The organism is Hominisplanchenecus faecis, from assembly GCF_020687205.1.
Classification (GTDB): Bacteria; Bacillota; Clostridia; order Lachnospirales; family Lachnospiraceae; genus Hominisplanchenecus; species Hominisplanchenecus faecis.
On record NZ_JAJEQE010000032.1, the window covers coordinates 19,538 to 36,659 of the forward strand.

Genomic DNA, 17,122 nt, shown 5'->3' on the forward strand with positions numbered 1-17,122 from the left:
ACAGCATGAATTGTATTTACTGCGGAACTCCATTATCCGATATTGATTACTGTACCGGATGCGGAGCGGACATTACGATACTGAAACGTGTGGCACGTATTTCCAATCTGCTTTACAACGAAGGATTGGACAAAGCACGCGTCAGGGACTTGTCGGGAGCGATTAAATCACTGAAGAGAAGTCTTGAGTTCAACAAAGAAAATAAAGATGCAAGAAATCTTCTGGGACTGGTCTATTTTGAGTCAGGTGAGGTTGTATCTGCACTGACCGAATGGGTGATCAGCAAAAATATGAACCCGAATGACAATCTGGCGGAATACTACATAGACAAGCTGCAGTCCAACAAAAACAAGCTGGATACGATCAATCAGACGATCCGCAAGTACAATCAGGCACTGGTCTACTGCCGTGAAGATCATGATGATATGGCAATGATCCAGCTGAAAAAAGTACTTTCCCAGAATCCAAAACTGATCAAGGCATACCACCTTTTAGCGTTGCTTTATCTGAAACATCAGGATTACGAAAAAGCAAGAAAACTGCTCAAAAAAGCAGCATTCATTGACACAAACAATACAACGACACTCCGCTATCTCCAGGAAGTGGAGCTGGCGACCGGTATCAGCACCAGTCTGGATGTCAAACGTAAGAAAAAATATGCAAAAGAAAAGGTTGATCGCTTAAGCGGCACGGTAACCTACATGAACGGCAATGAGATGATCATCCAGCCGACAACGTTCCGTGACAGCTCGGCGGTTGCCACGTTTATCAATATTTTCCTCGGAATTGTACTCGGGGCGGCTGTGGTGTGGTTCCTTGTTGTACCATCGACACGTCAGAGCATCTATGAAAAGGCAAATGCACAGGTAACGGATGCCAACTCCCAGATGGCGGCTCAGGTTTCCAGGGTGCAGGGACTGCAGGAAGAGATCGACGGCTATCAGAGCAAGGTCGATGCAGCGAACAAGGCAAAAGAAGAAGCGGATAAAAAGGCAGATTCTTATGATGAGATCCTGCAGGCAGCCAATTATTATCTGGCAAACGATATGACAAAAGCAGCGGATGCGTTCAATCAGATCGAGGAGAGCAGCATGACCGGAAAAGGTCAGGAGCTGTATGCGACACTGAAAACGGCTCTTGCGGACTATGTATTTACGGAGGCCTACAATGCAGGGGCAACGGCGTTTGCGTCCGGAGATTATAAAACAGCGATCACACAGCTAAAAAAGGCGACCGAAGCCAAGACAGATGATTTCAATGCCTGGTATTATCTGGCCTTTTCTTACCGTAACAACAACGATACGAAAAAGGCGAACAAGATCTTCCGGCAGATCGTACAGCAGTTCCCGACACAGGCGGCAGCTTATAATATTTCCAGCTACATCACAAGCGATACTTCATCGGGCAGCAGTACGACAAATGCCACACAGGGTACGACGACCGGAGGAACGGACACCACAAATACAGCCGGAACAACCGATACCACAAATGCAGCCGGGACAACGGATAACACCACCGGGGCGGGTGATACGACCGGAAATGATATGACCGGCAACGATACCACAGGCGATAACGGTACTGCGGATATCAACAACATGTTTGGCATCGAATAAGAAAATATGAAATACAAAAGAGAAGCTTACACAGATCGAAAAAGATCGGTGAGGGCTTCTTTTTTTATCTTAGTCGGAGAAGACTCCCTATAAGTGGCGAGCAACAAATTTGTCTTAGTGGAAGTGCAATCTCCGACTAAGATAAACGCTCCGCGAGGATGCACAGCGATTCTGTTGGGTAAATGTCAGCAAAGCTGACCAAAATCGCGTGCCAAGTCTCACGTGCGTTCGACTTGAAGCAACAGTATACGGAAAAGATTGGGGGATATCAGAAAGATGCAGGATTTTGTGAAAATGAGAGGGAGCGACATGATCATTTTTGTTCCGGAAGAGCTGGATCATCACGGTGCAGAGAAAATACGCCGGGAGGCAGATCAGCTGATGGGAAGTCGGAGAGTCAAACAGGTGATCTTTGATTTTAGGGAGACGGTGTTTATGGACAGTGCCGGGATCGGTATGATCATGGGTCGCTATAAATTGATGCAGTCGCTTGGAGGAAAGGTGACGGCAATTCATGTAAACCAGAGGGTACGCAGGATCCTGCTGCTTTCCGGAATCTATAAAATTGTCGGGATTTACGAGGATACCCCACAGACAACCGGGGCGATGTATGGAGGGAACAGACATGGGGTATGAAAACGAAATGAAGATAGAGTTTGACAGTCGCTCCTGCAACGAAGGGTTTATCCGCGTGGCAGTTTCCGCTTTTATGACACAGCTCAATCCGACGCTGGAAGAGGTGGCGGATGTAAAGACAGCAGTTTCAGAAGCAGTCACAAACTGTATCGTACATGCATATGACGGAAAGGTGGAGAAAATAACGGTATCCTGTCATATCGAAGGAAATGCCCTCTGCCTGTCGGTCAAAGATACCGGATGCGGCATCCCGGACATTGAAAAAGCCATGGAACCACTGTTTACGACCAGACCGGAGATGGAACGTTCCGGTATGGGATTTGCCTTTATGGAAGCTTTTATGGATGAAGTGCATGTCGAATCCACACCTGGACATGGAACCACGGTTTCCATGCGAAAGGAGATCGGATGGAACAAACCCTTGCATTGATCGAACGTTCTCACAAGGGGGACAAAGATGCAAGGAATGTACTCGCACAGCAGAATATGGGACTTGTCTATACCGTCGCGAGGCGTTTTAATGGCAGAGGATGTGAGATGGAAGATCTGATACAGATTGGAAGCATCGGACTGTTAAAAGCAATCGATAAATTTGACCTTTCCTATGATGTCAGATTTTCGACGTATGCAGTCCCGATGATCGCAGGAGAGATCAAACGGTTTCTGCGGGACGACGGGATGATCAAGGTCAGCCGCTCTTTAAAAGAGATGGCGGTAAAAGTGTGCATGACAAGAGAAAAGCTGGAAAAGGATTACGGGAGGGAACCAACCCTGGAAGAAGTTTCAGAAGAGATCGGGGCGACAAGAGAAGAGATTGTGATGGCGATGGAGTCTGCAAGCGAGGTAGAATCGCTGCACAAGACCATTTACCAGGGGGACGGAAATGCCATTTCTCTGATGGACGGTATAAAAGAAGAAAAAGATGCCTCAGAAGAACTTCTGGATCATATGCTTTTAAACAGTCTTCTTGGTACGCTGGAAGAAAAAGAACGTGATCTTCTGCGGCTTCGCTATTTTGAAGACCTGACGCAGGTGCAGGTCGCAAAACAACTGGATATGACACAGGTGCAGGTTTCCAGGATGGAAAAGAAGATTCTGGGGAAACTGAGGGAACGGCTGTAAAGGCGGATTCTGGGAAAAAGAAAGGGATGATAACCGGGAATAAAAAACAAAACAAAGGAGATACTACAGAAGAAAGAAAAATACAGCTGGAGGCTACGATATGAAGCAGGCAGGCGGTGAGACACTTTATCTGAAAGTGGATCGAAATGTGCAGGTACATGACAAAAAAGTAACGATTGGTGATCTCGCACAGATTCTCTGTACAGATAAACAGACAGAAAATCTTGTGAAAACCATCAAAGTGCCGCAGGCGACAAACGGGAAACCGGGGCGACATACGATGTCGGTCATGGAGCTGATTGAGCGGATCCAGGAAGAAGTTTCCGGGCTTGAGATCAACAACATCGGAGAGTATGATTTCCTTGTGACGTATGAAGCAAAAAAACAGCCGGGGCGTGTGCTCAGTTACGCAAAAACCATATTTGTCGCGGCACTGTCGTTTTTTGGGGCGGCTTTTACGATCATGACGTTTAACAACGATGTGGACATTCCAAAGCTGTTTGCTCAGATCTATCAGCAGTTTACGGGCACACCGTCCAGTGGTTTTACGGTTATGGAGTTCTCGTACTCGATTGGGCTGGGGCTTGGGATACTGCTCTTTTTCAACCATTTCGGCGGCAGAAAGATCACGGCAGATCCGACACCTCTGGAAGTGGAGATGCGTACTTACGAAGATGAGATCGACACGACGCTGATCGAGCGAAGCACCCGTGACCCGAAAAAACAGAAAAACACAAATCAGCAGAAAAAGGCGGGTGGATGATATGGCGGAAAAACAGATCATTCCGGCAGTCGTGGGACTCTCCGGAGGTTTTGTCATAGCAGGCGGTGTGATCGCCCTGATGGTGGGACTTGGGATCATCACGCGGTTTGTCGGGATCACACATACGGCAAAGCATGTGAAAGGATATGAGACAGCGATACTTGCAGGAGCCATTTTCGGAAATCTTCTGACGGTGTATCAGATCCGGATTCCACTGGGAATTTTTGGTCTTGTGCTGATGGGTGTGCTGTTTGGGATTTTTGTTGGTGGATGGATCCTGGCACTGGCAGAAATTGTCAATATTTTTCCCATCTTTGCCAGAAGAATCGGCATTACAAAAGGTTACAGTCTGATTGTGATCGCGATTGCAGTCGGAAAAACGGCGGGCAGTCTGTACCATTTTTACAGGCGTTGGGGCATGTAGAAAGCAGACGGCAGGAAGGAATGTTAAGAACATGAAAGATGTGTTAAAAGAACAGAGAAATCAGAAATACAATGATTATGTCAAACAGGTGACACCGGTGCACAGTCTGCCGTTGAATATGCTCAAAGCGTTTGTGACAGGCGGCGTGATCTGCGTGATCGGACAGGCAATCTTAAATTATGGGGATATGCTCGGACTGGAAAAAGACATTGCAGCGAGCTGGTGTTCCCTGATCCTGATTTTTGTCAGTGTGATACTCACCGGTCTGAATATTTATCCGAAACTTGCAAAGTTCGGCGGAGCAGGAACGCTGGTGCCGATCACTGGATTTGCCAATTCGGTGGCAGCTTCTGCGATCGAATATCAGAAAGAAGGGCAGGTTTTCGGGATCGGATGCAAGATCTTTACGATTGCAGGACCTGTGATCCTGTATGGGATCTTCTCGAGCTGGGTGCTGGGACTGATCTACTGGATCTTTCAGGTGACTGTATATCAAATGTGAGATGAATCCCGTCTTGGCAGGCGGTGCACTACAGGTTTGTATCAGTGACAGATTCGATTAAAAAAAGTCCTGAATGTTCTTCAGGACTTTTTTCATGCCGGTGGCCGGACTCGAACCGGCACGGCTGTTAAACCGCTTGATTTTGAGTCAAGTGCGTCTGCCAATTCCGCCACACCGGCAAAATCTCAAAACCGATATTTAGTTTACCATAAATATTCTGGTATTGCAAGCGTTTTTTGCGTGTTTTCTTTTACTTTACACCCGAACGGAGATAGGATATACTGAGGGGGAACGAAAAACAAAGGAAAAGACAGCGGGGGATCACGATGGATTGTAAAAAAGCCCAGTCATTGGTAACAGCTTATATTATGAGAAAACTCAATGACAAAGATCTGGAAGACTTTCTGGAACATGTGGATAGCTGTGAGGAATGTTATGAGGAGCTGGAAATATACTATACCGTACATTATACTATAGCCCGCCTGGATGAAGATGAGGCGGATCAGGTGTATAATGTCAAAAAGGCACTGCAGAACCGTCTGGAAGAAAGTCGTTTTTATATATGGAGGACAAAAGTTTCCAGGATCTACCGCATGGGGCTCATGGTACTGGCGGAGCTGCTTCTGGTTGTGATCCTAATGACACAGGCAGATCTGTGGCAGAACGGAACCATGGAACACAATCCGATCTGTCAGTTTTTATCCATACACAGAGAAGACAGAAGGCAGGCAGAGACAGAGTCTAAGCCGGGTGAAACAGAAAGCGAAACAAAGAATCCTCTGATAAAAACAGACACTGCTTCGACAGAAAATGAAACAACAACGCAGAAACAGACAGAAAAGAAGCAGTCGAAAAACAGGAAAAAGAAGAAAAACAAGAAAAAATCAAAGAAATCAAAAAAGAAGAAAAAGAAGCAGACTGAAAAAACGACAGAAAAGTGAAAGAACAGAAAAGAGGACTGGAACATTGAGAGAAAAACTCGTTTTGATCGACGGACACAGTATTTTGAACCGGGCATTTTACGGAGTGCCGGAGCTGACCAACTCGGAAGGGCTGCATACAAATGCGGTCTATGGTTTTTTAAATATTTTATTTAAAATCCTTGCGGAAGAACAGCCACAGTATCTGGCGGTTGCTTTTGACCTGAAAGCACCGACCTTTCGCCATAAAATGTATGATGCTTACAAAGGGACGAGAAAGCCGCAGCCGCCGCAGCTTCACGAGCAGGTGCCGGTCATGAAAGAAGTGCTGACGGCGATGGGCGTACCGCTTCTGATGAAAGAAGGCTATGAAGCGGATGACCTGCTTGGAACGGTGGCAAAGCGGATGGAAAAGGAAGGTCTGGATGTTTCTGTGGTCTCCGGTGACCGGGACCTTTTGCAGCTTGCAACAGAGCACATCATGATCCGCATACCAAAGACGAAGCGGACCGGCACGGAGATCGAGGATTACCATGCAAAAGAAGTGCTGGAGAAGTATCGGGTGACACCGCCACAGATCATTGAGCTGAAGGCGATGATGGGTGATGCCTCGGACAATATTCCGGGACTTCCGGGAGTCGGTGAAAAGACGGCGACCAAACTGGTCGTGGCGTATGGCACGATCGAGAATGCCTGTGCCCATGTGGAGGAGATCAAGCCGACCAAGGCGAAAAATGCTTTTCTGGAGCACTATGATCTGGCAGTCCTCAGCAAAAAACTGGCGACGATCGATACCGACAGCCCGATTGATTTTGTGCTGGAGGATGCGAGACTTACCGATCTGTACACGCCGGAAGCCTTTGCTCTGTTCAAAAAGCTGGAGTTTAAGAATCTGCTGGGAAGATTTCAGTGTGATGCACCGGATCAGAAGATAGAACAGTATTTTTACGCAGTGGAAGATTTTGGTGAGGCGGAAGACGTGTTTGCACAGGCAGCAGGGGCAGCACTCGTGAGCTTTTCTGTCATTTCTCACAAAGGAGAAGTAAAAGGCATCTCTCTTGGCTGGGAGAAAGAAAAGATTTATTATATCCCGGCACAGGGTTTTGTGACTGATCAGTATCTCTGTGAAAAAATGACGGAAGTGCTGGAAAAAGCGGATGCGGCTGTCACGATGAACGTCAAAGAGCAGCTTTCGTATCTGCACGTGGAGAAGAAAAATCTCTTTGATGCAGCGATCGCCATGTATCTTTTAAATCCACTCAAAGATACCTATGCGTACGAGGACATTGCAAAAGAATGTCTGGATCTTCTGGTTCCGTCCGTGCAGGAGCTGCTTGGGAAAGAAGATTTTGGATCGGAAGATGAGAAAGCAGTGAAAAATGCAGCCTGCTATGGCACGTACACCTGCCTGGAAGGAAAAGCAAAACTGGAAGAAAAGTTAAAAGAGAACGGTATGTGGGATCTGTTTAAGGAGATTGAGATGCCGCTGGTCTATACGCTTTACGACATGGAAAAAGCCGGTATAAAGGCAGATGGAGAGGCGTTAAAGCAGTATGGGGAGCAGTTGTCCGGACGGATCAAAGAACTGGAAACGACGATCTACGATCTGGCTGGAGAGACCTTCAATATCAATTCTCCGAAGCAGCTCGGTGTGATTTTGTTTGAAAAACTGCAGCTTCCATATGGAAAGAAAACGAAGACCGGCTACTCGACTGCGGCCGACGTGCTGGAGAAACTGGCACCGGAGGCACCGATCGTGTCCCATATTCTGGAGTACCGTCAGCTTGCAAAGCTCAAATCCACCTATGCGGACGGACTGGCAGGTTACATTGCGGCAGACGGAAGGATCCACAGCAAGTTCCATCAGACGATCACGGCAACGGGACGCATCAGCAACACGGAGCCGAACCTTCAGAACATCCCGATCCGCATGGAACTTGGCAGAATGATCCGCAAAGTCTTTATCCCGGAAGATGGATTTGTCTTTGTGGATGCCGACTACTCCCAGATCGAGCTGCGTGTGCTGGCACACATTTCCGGGGATGAAAGGCTGATTGAAGCTTACCGGGAAGCTCAGGACATCCACCGGATCACGGCCTCCCAGGTGTTCCATGTGCCGTTTGATGAAGTGACACCTTTGCAGAGAAGAAATGCCAAGGCAGTTAATTTCGGCATTGTCTACGGCATCAGCTCCTTTGGCTTAAGTCAGGACTTGAGCATCTCCAGAAAAGAAGCTGCAGAATATATTGAGAAATATTTTGAGACGTATCCGGGCATCAAACAGTTCCTGGATCAGAGTGTGGCGGATGCAAAAGAAAAAGGCTATGTCACGACACTGTTTGGCAGAAGAAGACCGGTTCCGGAGCTTTCTTCTTCAAATTTTATGCAGCGTTCTTTCGGGGAGCGTGTGGCGATGAATTCACCGATCCAGGGTACGGCGGCAGATATCATCAAGATTGCCATGATCCGTGTCAATGAGCGGCTGAAAGCAGAACATTTCAGATCCAGACTGATCCTTCAGGTGCACGATGAACTGCTTGTGGAGGCGGCAAAAGAGGAGCTGGATATGGTAAAACAGATCCTTGCAGAGGAGATGCATGGTGCGGCGAATTTAAAAGTTTGCCTGGAGATCGATATGCATACCGGAGAGAACTGGTACGAGGCAAAATAGACCGGAGATTGCAAAAAGTGCAGAAAGCAGGTTATAAATATATGAAAGTACTTGGGATTACCGGACAGGTAGGGGCAGGGAAAAGTACGATCCTTGCCTATCTGGAGGAGAAATACAGGGCAAAAGTCATTCAGGCTGATCAGGTCGGCCATCTGGTGATGGAGCCGGATACTTCCTGCTATAAGCAGATCTGTTCTTTGTTTGGAGAGCAGATCCTGGCGGCAGATCAGAAGATCGACCGGAAAAAACTGGGTGCAATCGTGTTTGCAGATCAGGAAAAGCTTGCCATGTTAAATGCGATCGTTCATCCGGCAGTGAAAGAATACATTCGAACTGCCGTTTATCTGGAAAAACAAAAGGCATGTGTGCCGTTTGTGGTCGTGGAGGCAGCTCTTTTGCTGGAAGAACATTACGACGAGATCTGTGACGAGATCTGGTATATTTATGTGGACGATGCGGCACGTCGCGTACGTCTGAAACAGAGCCGCGGTTATAGTGACCGCAAAATAGATGATATTTTGAAAAATCAGCAAAAAGACAGCGTATTTCGAAAGTCCTGTCAATTTGTGGTTGACAACAGCAGCGATTTTGTAGAAAATACATTTGAACAAATGGACAGGGGATTAAAAGAACATGGATTTTTGTAGTATAGCAAGCGGAAGCAGCGGAAACTGCATTTATGTGGGTTCTGATCAGACTTCTGTGCTGATCGATACCGGGATCAGCAGAAAAAGGATCGTGGACGGACTGCATGAGATCGACCGGAAGCCGGAAGAGCTGAAGGGGATCCTGATCACACACGAACATTCGGATCACATCAAAGGGCTGGGCGTGATGTCCAGAAAGTATCATATCCCAATCTATGCGACAGCAGGTACGATCGACGGGATCAGAAACAGTACCAGCCTTGGTCAGATTGATGAAGATTTGTTCCATACGATCCGGGCCGATGGGAAATTTCAGATCGAAGATCTGGAGGTGGAACCGTTTGCCATATCGCACGATGCCGCCGAGCCGGTTGCCTATCGTCTGGACAATGGAGAGAAATCGGTTGCCGTTGTGACGGATCTTGGTTATTACGATGATAAGATTGTTTCTCATCTGAAAGATCTTGACGGCGTGCTGCTCGAATCCAACCACGATATACATATGCTGCAGGTTGGCAGCTATCCCTACTATCTGAAACAGAGGATCCTCGGGAACAGAGGGCACCTGTCAAATGAAAATGCAGGCCGTCTGCTCTGTGAGATTTTAAATGACAGGATCAAAACCATTCTGCTTGGACATTTAAGCAGGGAGAATAATTACGAGGCACTGGCTTACGAGACCGTATGTGCGGAAGTTACATTGGGTGATAATCCTTACAAGGCCGGCGATTTTCCAATCGCAGTGGCAGCGAGGGATCATATATCACCGCTCTATGCCCTTTAAAGGGCGGGCGGAGTCTGCATATCAGACAGAAAGGAAGATAAAATGAAACGTACCGTTATAACCGTAGTAGGAAAAGACACCGTAGGTATCATCGCAAAAGTCTGCACGTATCTGGCAGAGAATAACGTAAATATCCTGGATATTTCACAGACGATCGTGCAGGGATTTTTCAATATGATGATGATCACCGATGCAAACCAGTCAGAAAAACCATTTGCAGATCTGGCAAAAGGGCTGGAAGAGCTTGGAAATGAGATGGGACTGACCATCCGCTGCCAGCACGAAGATATTTTTAATAAGATGCATCGTATTTAAACCGTGACGGAAAGAGGACAGCGATTATGATTAATATGTTTGAAGTAAACGAGACAAATAAGATGATCACTCAGGAAAATCTGGATGTTCGTACCATTACGCTCGGTATCAGCCTGCTGGATTGTGTCGATGCAGACCTGGAAGTATTAAATGAAAATATTTACCGCAAGATCACAACCGTTGCGAAGGATCTGGTAGCAACCGGTCAGCAGATTGAAAGAGAATATGGGATCCCGATCGTCAACAAGCGAATCTCCATCACACCGATCGCTTTCGTTGGCGGTAAGGCATGCAAATGTCCCGAAGATTATGTGAGCATTGCAAAAACACTGGACCGTGCCGCAAAAGAGGTTGGCGTCAACTTTATCGGCGGCTACTCCGCACTGGTATCAAAGGGCATGACAAAGAGCGATGAGAATCTGATTCGCTCCATTCCGGAAGCACTCTCTGTTACAGAGCGTGTCTGCAGTTCCGTTAACGTCGGCTCCACAAAATGCGGTATCAACATGGATGCGGTACGCCTGATGGGCAAGATCGTAAAACAGGCAGCAGAATATACAAGAGAGCAGGATTCTCTTGGCTGTGCAAAGCTGGTTGTATTCTGCAATGCACCGGATGACAACCCGTTTATGGCAGGAGCATTCCACGGCGTGACCGAGGCAGATGCGATCATCAACGTCGGTGTCAGCGGTCCTGGCGTTGTAAAGACTGCCCTGGAGCAGGTACGCGGTGAGAGTTTTGAAGTACTGTGCGAGACGATCAAAAAAACGGCGTTCAAGGTTACGCGAGTAGGCCAGCTGGTTGCACAGGAAGCGTCCAGAAGACTTGGTATTCCGTTTGGCATCATCGATCTTTCTCTGGCACCGACTCCGGCGATCGGAGACAGCGTTGCAGATATTCTCTGCGAGATCGGCCTGGAACATGCAGGAGCACCTGGCACGACGGCAGCACTGGCACTTTTGAACGATCAGGTGAAAAAGGGTGGTGTCATGGCATCTTCTTATGTCGGCGGCTTAAGCGGAGCCTTTATCCCGGTCAGCGAAGACCAGGGTATGATCAATGCGGTAGAAGCCGGTGCACTGACACTGGAAAAACTGGAAGCAATGACTTGTGTATGCTCCGTCGGTCTTGACATGATCGCCATTCCGGGCAAGACAAGCGAAGCGACCATCTCCGGTATTATCGCTGATGAGATGGCGATCGGTATGGTCAACCAGAAAACAACGGCAGTGCGTGTGATTCCGGTCATCGGAAAAGACGTTGGAGATATGGTAGAATTTGGCGGACTGCTCGGATATGCTCCGGTTATGCCGGTCAATTCCTTCTCCTGTGAAGCATTTGTATCCCGCAAGGGACGTATCCCGGCACCGATCCACAGCTTCAAGAACTAAACCGGAAAGCACAAGGTGGAGTTATGGCAAAGGATATGACAAAAGGAAATCCGGGGAAGACACTGTTTTTCTTTGCAGTGCCGATGGTACTCGGAAATCTTTTTCAGCAGCTTTATAATATTATTGATTCTATCATTGTGGGAAATTATGTGGGAGCAGATGCACTGGCAGCCGTCGGAGCATCTGCTTCGATTACGTTTCTCTTTGTGGCGATCGCCACGGGACTGAGCATCGGCTCTTCGGTCGTGATCTCCCAGTATTTCGGAGCAAAACGATATGGAGAAATGAAAACAGCGATCCAGACGGTGCTTTTGGCCTCTTTTGTGATCGCACTGTGCCTGATGCTGGTCGGGATTTTCGGGACGGACGCGATCCTGCGGTTTATGCAAACCCCGCAGAAAATCTTTTCAGATGCATCTCTTTATCTGAAAATTTATTTCTGCGGCCTTGTCTTTCTTTTCCTCTACAACATGCTGACGGCATCGTTCAATGCGATCGGGGATTCAAAGTCCCCTTTGGTATTTCTGGCACTGTCATCCGTCTGCAACATCGTACTGGATCTGTATTTTGTGACAGAACGGAAGATGGGCGTAGCCGGAGCTGCACTGGCCACTGATATTTCTCAGGCAATTTCAGTTGTTGTTTCGTTTCTGTGGCTTTGTACCCGCATGAAGAAAATGAAAACACAGCAAAAGAGCAGAATTTTTGATCTGCATATCCTGGAGATTGTCTGCAATGTGGCAGTTCCGTCCATGCTCCAGCAGTCGATGGTGTCAATCGGGATTTTTCTGGTACAGCGACTGGTCAATGGTTACGGGGAAGCCGTGATGGCAGGCTATGCAGCGGCAACGAAGATTGACAGCATTGCAATCCTGCCGATGGTAAACGTGGGCAATGCCGTCTCAACGTTTACCGCTCAGAACATCGGCGGTAAGAAACCGGAGCGGGTAAAAGAAGGATTTCGTGCCGGACTTCTGATGAGTGCTGTGATCGGTGTGATCGTGACAGGGATCCTTCTTGTATATGCAAAGGTGTTTGTCGGGCTGTTCATGGACAGCAGTTCCAATCAGGCGGCGATTGCCACCGGCATCGAATACCTGCGTGTGGTCGGCCTGTTCTATGCACTGATGGGTATCATGAATACCTGTACCGGCGTACTGCGGGGAGCAGGAGACATCCTCTGGTTTTTGATGGTAACGCTGATCAACTTAAGCTCCCGTGTGATCCTTGCTTACAGCATGTCTGGGATGCTCGGTGCAAAGGCTATCTGGTGGTCGATCCCGATTGGCTGGGGCATCGGCTTTGCAATCGGTTTTGTACGCTACTTAAGCGGAAAATGGCAGAAAAGTAGCCTGATCGAGTGAGCGAAAAACAGAATATCATATGATTCGTAATACTGCACAGTTAAAAAGTACATGATAGATGCAAGAATATATCGCGTTTAAATACGGATGATCTGCGTGCGGTATTCATTGTAGCCGCCGCCGGGGTCGGTGATGTGATAGAGGTCGCTGGCACGCACATTTAACAGAAATTCATCCAGTTCGGATGCTAAAAGAAGCTTTTTCGCATCTGCGGCTTTTGTCAGCAGTGGGATGGAGCTTCTTTTTTTGATCTCCCTGAAAAGCGGCAATGCACTCTGGCGAAAGCCGAGAACTCTTGCATAAGAAAGACCGGCAAAACGATCTTCCGGCCGTTCTTTTTTTCGAATACCAAGCAGAATATGCAGCAGACTGCGGCGGATGCGTGCCTCGGTGACCTGTTTTGTTTTTAACAGGCTTACAAACGAAGAAAAAGACTTGTACTGTGGCAGCAGCTTGCGGATGCGGTCCGAGAGGTCTGCATTTACGTCCAGAAAAGCAGTATAATCCTTCTGCATCAGAAGAGCATAGTGTAGAAGGTCTGAGTAATCATCAATAGAATGAAGCATCTGACCTGAAACAGCATGTTCATATAATTCCCGGCAGACATTCGGCATATATCCGCAGGCAAGAGCCGGATTTTTGCGGATCGCTGTGGCGGAAGCAAAATTTCCCTGGGGCAGAGAACTGTGATACGAAGCCCCCTGACGTTTGACCGGCAGAAAATCAAATGAAGCCTTCAGACGTCTGCAGGCAATCAGGTATTCGAGCCCGAGCGTATTATTCGGGAAAGAAAGAAGCTCGGTGGCTGTTTTGAAAGAGAAAGGATTGCCCGGAGGACTCAAAGGATCAGCGTCAGAAGCAAAATGTGAGTCGTATCCGGGAGAGCTTTGGTAAGAGTCCGGAAAGAAACAGGATTCAAGGGCCAGAAGGCGTGCCTTCGGATAGGAATTTCCGGCGGCAAGATACGATCTGAGATATCGCCTGAAAGCTTCCGGTTCGTCTGCAAGAAGAGAAGAAAGAGCCGAAAAAGCAGCCGGATCTTCCGTTTCACATCCAAAACAGAGTGTATCGGTTACATTCAGGGAGGCAAGAAGTGAGCAGGCACCCCTCGCAAAATATTCGGCACTGCCGGCTGCATAGCGGACCGGAAGCTCGAGTACGAGGTCTGCTCCGCCAAGCAGAGCCATCCTGGTGCGGGAAAATTTATCAAGAACGGCAGGTTCGCCTCTCTGGACAAAATCTCCGGACATCACGATCAGGGCAAAGTCTGCACTGGTACGGCGTTTCGCCTCTGCGATCTGCCAGGCATGGCCGTTGTGGAAAGGGTTGTATTCGGCAATAATGCTGATGGTTTTCATGGTAACATCGCTCCTTGGACATATGATTGCTAACTATAGCATGAAGCAGTACAGAGGTAAAGAGATAAAAAAACAATGGTAAGACAATATTTGTGAAATTTTTATGGCAAAGAGGGGGAGAATCAGGGTTTGTTTGTAAAAAGATACATATTTCTGGTTGAAAATACCATAATCAGGCGATATAATGAAAGTAAACGCAGTCTGTAACGAAACGGACAGTCAGGCACTGTGAAATTACAGACTGTGAATGGAAATGAATTATACTGAAAGGAGTCAGAAATCATGGGATTTATTGACGTAATCAAAGAAAGAGCAAAAGCAGCAAACAAAACGATCGTATTACCGGAAACCGAGGATCGCAGAACATATGAAGCAGCAGCACAGATCCTGAAAGAGGGAATCGCAAAGATCATTCTGGTCGGAAGCGAAGAAGCAGTGAAAAAAGGAAGTGAAGGACTGGATCTGACAGGAGCCGTAGTTGTTGACCCGGCTACTTCTGACAGAACACAGGCTTACATCGACAAGCTGGTTGAGCTGCGTCAGAAAAAAGGCATGACACCGGAACAGGCAAAAGAAATCCTGTTAAACCAGTATCTGTACTATGGCGTAATGATGGTAAAAATGGGCGATGCAGACGGTATGGTATCCGGAGCATGCCATTCTACCGCTGATACACTGCGTCCATGTCTGCAGATCCTGAAAACAAAACCAGGTACAAAACTGGTATCCGCATTCTTCCTGATGGTTGTTCCGAACTGCGAATACGGTGCAGACGGTACCTTTATCTTTGCAGATTCCGGTCTGAACCAGAACCCAAATCCGGAAGAACTGGCTGCAATCGCAGGATCTTCTGCAGATTCTTTCGAACTGCTTGTAGAGAAAGAGCCGATCGTAGCAATGCTTTCTCATTCTACAAAAGGAAGTGCAAAACATGCAGATGTTGATAAAGTCGTAGAAGCTACCAGACTTGCAAAAGAGCAGTATCCGGATCTGAAACTGGACGGAGAGTTCCAGCTGGATGCAGCAATCGTTCCGAGCGTAGGAGCTTCCAAAGCACCGGGCAGCGACATCGCAGGCAAAGCAAACGTACTGATCTTCCCGGATCTGGATGCAGGAAACATCGGATACAAACTGACACAGAGACTGGCAAAAGCAGAAGCTTACGGACCAATCACACAGGGTATCGCAGCACCGGTCAATGACCTGTCCAGAGGATGTTCTGCAGAAGACATCGTAGGTGTTGTAGCGATCACAGCCGTACAGTGTCTGGCTAAATAATAAGATTTACATATCAGGAGGATGTTAAAATGAACGTATTAGTTATCAACTGCGGAAGTTCATCTCTGAAGTATCAGCTGATCAATTCGGATACAGAAGATGTTCTGGCAAAAGGTCTCTGCGAGAGAATCGGTATTGACGGAAGACTGGTTTACCAGAAAGCCGGATGCGACAAGGAGATCACAGAGGCAGCCATGCCAACACATAAAGAAGCGATCCAGATGGTGCTGGATGCACTGGTAAACGACAAAACAGGTGCGATCAAGAGCCTGTCAGAAGTAAATGCAGTCGGTCACCGTATCGTACACGGCGGCGAGAAATTTGCTTCTTCCGTTGTGATCACAGACGAGGTTCTGGAAGCAGTTGCACAGTGTAACGACCTTGCACCGCTACACAACCCGGCAAACCTGATCGGTATCAATGCATGTAAAGAGCTGATGCCAGGCGTACCGATGGTAGCTGTATTTGATACCGCTTTCCATCAGACTATGCCGGAAAAAGCATATCTGTATGGTCTGCCATATGAATATTATGAGAACTACAAAGTGAGAAGATATGGTTTCCACGGAACCTCTCACAGCTTTGTATCCAAAGAAACAGCAAGATTCCTCGGTATGGATCTGGAAAACTCTAAGATCATCGTATGCCACCTTGGAAACGGTGCATCCATCAGTGCCGTAAAAGACGGCAAGTGCGTAGATACTTCCATGGGTCTGACTCCGCTGGAAGGTCTGGTAATGGGTACACGTTCCGGTGATATCGATCCGGCGATCATGGAATACATTGCAAAGAAAGAAGACCTGGACATCGCAGGTGTTATGAACGTTCTGAATAAAAAATCCGGTCTGGAAGGTATTTCCGGACTGTCAAGTGATTTCCGTGACCTGACAGCAGGTGCAAAAGAAGGCAACAAACGTGCGATCGCAGCAATCGAAGTATTCTGCTATCGCGTGGCAAAATATGTTGGTTCTTATGTAGCAGCTATGAATGGTGTAGATGCGATTGCATTTACAGCAGGTATCGGTGAGAACGTAGGTCTTGTACGTGAAAAAGTCTGCAGCTACCTGGGTTACCTTGGCATCACTCTGGATGCAGAAGCAAATGCAAAGAGCGGTGACGACTGCGTGATCTCTGCTGCTGACTCCAAAGTAAAAGTAGCAGTTATCCCGACAAACGAAGAGCTGGCTATCTGCCGCGAGACCGTTGCTCTGGTATAAGTGTGGAAGTACGGAATAATTCGTATACATCAATGAGTGGCAAAAGTCCCCAACTATGATGCCTACGGATTGTTCCGTGCGTTGCACTCCCACAATCCTTTCTACGCTCCGCTTCGG

General features: G+C 47.6%; 17 protein-coding genes and 1 tRNA gene. 16 read left to right on the forward strand and 2 right to left on the reverse strand.

Going from position 1 to position 17,122, the window contains the following annotated elements; all coding sequences use genetic code 11:
* Positions 1-5 precede the first annotated feature (5 nt).
* The 7 genes from LKD42_RS09735 to LKD42_RS09765 all read left to right on the forward strand — a co-directional run bounded on the left by LKD42_RS09735 (position 6) and on the right by LKD42_RS09765 (position 5,060).
* Positions 6-1,613: a tetratricopeptide repeat protein gene (locus tag LKD42_RS09735; protein WP_248835573.1), complete on the forward strand. Its 1,608-nt coding sequence runs from the start codon at positions 6-8 to the stop codon at positions 1,611-1,613.
* 294 nt (positions 1,614-1,907) lie between these two features.
* Entirely contained in the window at positions 1,908-2,249 is a 342-nt protein-coding gene (locus tag LKD42_RS09740) for an STAS domain-containing protein (protein ID WP_243872539.1), read from the forward strand.
* Positions 2,239-2,679 carry an anti-sigma F factor gene (spoIIAB, locus tag LKD42_RS09745; RefSeq protein WP_022119315.1) on the forward strand — a complete coding sequence of 147 codons (441 nt, stop codon included), beginning with the start codon at positions 2,239-2,241 and terminating at the stop codon, positions 2,677-2,679. The genes LKD42_RS09740 and spoIIAB overlap by 11 nt, the downstream gene beginning before the upstream one ends.
* Complete coding sequence (locus tag LKD42_RS09750) at positions 2,658-3,371, forward strand: SigF/SigG family RNA polymerase sporulation sigma factor (RefSeq protein WP_173897843.1); 714 nt, start codon at positions 2,658-2,660, stop codon at positions 3,369-3,371. Before spoIIAB ends, LKD42_RS09750 begins: the two co-directional genes overlap by 22 nt.
* 100 nt (positions 3,372-3,471) lie before the next feature.
* Positions 3,472-4,134: a stage V sporulation protein AA gene (locus LKD42_RS09755; RefSeq protein WP_173895854.1), complete on the forward strand. Its 663-nt coding sequence runs from the start codon at positions 3,472-3,474 to the stop codon at positions 4,132-4,134.
* A gap of 1 nt (position 4,135) precedes the next feature.
* Complete coding sequence (locus LKD42_RS09760; RefSeq protein WP_248835574.1) at positions 4,136-4,558, forward strand: stage V sporulation protein AB; 423 nt, start codon at positions 4,136-4,138, stop codon at positions 4,556-4,558.
* A 31-nt stretch (positions 4,559-4,589) separates the two neighbouring features.
* Positions 4,590-5,060: a SpoVA/SpoVAEb family sporulation membrane protein gene (locus tag LKD42_RS09765; RefSeq protein ID WP_147631274.1), complete on the forward strand. Its 471-nt coding sequence runs from the start codon at positions 4,590-4,592 to the stop codon at positions 5,058-5,060.
* 95 nt (positions 5,061-5,155) lie between these two features.
* Here LKD42_RS09765 and LKD42_RS09770 read toward each other — a convergent pair.
* Positions 5,156-5,239: transfer RNA gene (locus LKD42_RS09770), tRNA-Leu, on the reverse strand.
* 147 nt (positions 5,240-5,386) lie between these two features.
* Between LKD42_RS09770 and LKD42_RS09775 the strand changes: the two genes are divergently transcribed.
* From LKD42_RS09775 to LKD42_RS09805, 7 genes are read left to right on the forward strand one after another with little or no spacing between them, the layout of a single operon-like run.
* A complete protein-coding gene (locus LKD42_RS09775; protein ID WP_173866406.1) occupies positions 5,387-6,001 on the forward strand; it encodes an anti-sigma factor family protein in 615 nt (204 codons plus the stop codon).
* Between the two features lie 25 nt (positions 6,002-6,026).
* Positions 6,027-8,651 (forward strand): DNA polymerase I, encoded by a 2,625-nt coding sequence (gene polA, locus LKD42_RS09780; RefSeq protein WP_248835575.1) that lies wholly within the window; start codon positions 6,027-6,029, stop codon positions 8,649-8,651.
* Positions 8,652-8,668: 17 nt separating this feature from the next.
* Positions 8,669-9,298 (forward strand): dephospho-CoA kinase, encoded by a 630-nt coding sequence (gene coaE, locus LKD42_RS09785; RefSeq protein WP_226911809.1) that lies wholly within the window; start codon positions 8,669-8,671, stop codon positions 9,296-9,298.
* Positions 9,285-10,082: an MBL fold metallo-hydrolase gene (locus LKD42_RS09790; RefSeq protein WP_248835576.1), complete on the forward strand. Its 798-nt coding sequence runs from the start codon at positions 9,285-9,287 to the stop codon at positions 10,080-10,082. Before coaE ends, LKD42_RS09790 begins: the two co-directional genes overlap by 14 nt.
* A 42-nt stretch (positions 10,083-10,124) precedes the next feature.
* Positions 10,125-10,397: an ACT domain-containing protein gene (locus tag LKD42_RS09795; RefSeq protein ID WP_022119324.1), complete on the forward strand. Its 273-nt coding sequence runs from the start codon at positions 10,125-10,127 to the stop codon at positions 10,395-10,397.
* 26 nt (positions 10,398-10,423) lie between these two features.
* Positions 10,424-11,788 (forward strand): PFL family protein, encoded by a 1,365-nt coding sequence (locus LKD42_RS09800; RefSeq protein WP_147631278.1) that lies wholly within the window; start codon positions 10,424-10,426, stop codon positions 11,786-11,788.
* A 23-nt stretch (positions 11,789-11,811) separates the two neighbouring features.
* The gene (locus LKD42_RS09805) at positions 11,812-13,152 is read left to right on the forward strand and encodes an MATE family efflux transporter (protein ID WP_248835577.1); all 1,341 of its coding nucleotides are present in this window, start codon (positions 11,812-11,814) and stop codon (positions 13,150-13,152) included.
* Positions 13,153-13,229: 77 nt separating this feature from the next.
* Here LKD42_RS09805 and LKD42_RS09810 read toward each other — a convergent pair whose 3' ends face one another.
* Positions 13,230-14,510, reverse strand: a complete 1,281-nt coding sequence (locus LKD42_RS09810) for a tRNA(Met) cytidine acetate ligase (protein WP_248835578.1) — start codon at positions 14,508-14,510, stop codon at positions 13,230-13,232.
* 282 nt (positions 14,511-14,792) lie between these two features.
* Between LKD42_RS09810 and pta the strand changes: the two genes are divergently transcribed.
* Positions 14,793-15,788: a phosphate acetyltransferase gene (pta, locus tag LKD42_RS09815; protein ID WP_022119328.1), complete on the forward strand. Its 996-nt coding sequence runs from the start codon at positions 14,793-14,795 to the stop codon at positions 15,786-15,788.
* Between the two features lie 29 nt (positions 15,789-15,817).
* Complete coding sequence (locus LKD42_RS09820) at positions 15,818-17,005, forward strand: acetate kinase (protein ID WP_248835579.1); 1,188 nt, start codon at positions 15,818-15,820, stop codon at positions 17,003-17,005.
* Positions 17,006-17,122: the final 117 nt, after the last annotated feature.

Bases quoted from the DNA above. Each gene is read 5' to 3' on its own strand.
- LKD42_RS09735 (WP_248835573.1), top strand. From the start codon at position 6: ATGAATTGTATTTACTGCGGAACTCCATTATCCGATATTGATTACTGT.
- LKD42_RS09740 (WP_243872539.1), top strand. From the start codon at position 1,908: ATGAGAGGGAGCGACATGATCATTTTTGTTCCGGAAGAGCTGGATCAT.
- spoIIAB (WP_022119315.1), top strand. From the start codon at position 2,239: ATGGGGTATGAAAACGAAATGAAGATAGAGTTTGACAGTCGCTCCTGC.
- LKD42_RS09750 (WP_173897843.1), top strand. From the start codon at position 2,658: ATGGAACAAACCCTTGCATTGATCGAACGTTCTCACAAGGGGGACAAA.
- LKD42_RS09755 (WP_173895854.1), top strand. From the start codon at position 3,472: ATGAAGCAGGCAGGCGGTGAGACACTTTATCTGAAAGTGGATCGAAAT.
- LKD42_RS09760 (WP_248835574.1), top strand. From the start codon at position 4,136: ATGGCGGAAAAACAGATCATTCCGGCAGTCGTGGGACTCTCCGGAGGT.
- LKD42_RS09765 (WP_147631274.1), top strand. From the start codon at position 4,590: ATGAAAGATGTGTTAAAAGAACAGAGAAATCAGAAATACAATGATTAT.
- LKD42_RS09775 (WP_173866406.1), top strand. From the start codon at position 5,387: ATGGATTGTAAAAAAGCCCAGTCATTGGTAACAGCTTATATTATGAGA.
- LKD42_RS09790 (WP_248835576.1), top strand. From the start codon at position 9,285: ATGGATTTTTGTAGTATAGCAAGCGGAAGCAGCGGAAACTGCATTTAT.
- LKD42_RS09795 (WP_022119324.1), top strand. From the start codon at position 10,125: ATGAAACGTACCGTTATAACCGTAGTAGGAAAAGACACCGTAGGTATC.
- LKD42_RS09800 (WP_147631278.1), top strand. From the start codon at position 10,424: ATGATTAATATGTTTGAAGTAAACGAGACAAATAAGATGATCACTCAG.
- LKD42_RS09805 (WP_248835577.1), top strand. From the start codon at position 11,812: ATGGCAAAGGATATGACAAAAGGAAATCCGGGGAAGACACTGTTTTTC.
- LKD42_RS09810 (WP_248835578.1), bottom strand. From the start codon at position 14,510: ATGAAAACCATCAGCATTATTGCCGAATACAACCCTTTCCACAACGGC.
- pta (WP_022119328.1), top strand. From the start codon at position 14,793: ATGGGATTTATTGACGTAATCAAAGAAAGAGCAAAAGCAGCAAACAAA.
- LKD42_RS09820 (WP_248835579.1), top strand. From the start codon at position 15,818: ATGAACGTATTAGTTATCAACTGCGGAAGTTCATCTCTGAAGTATCAG.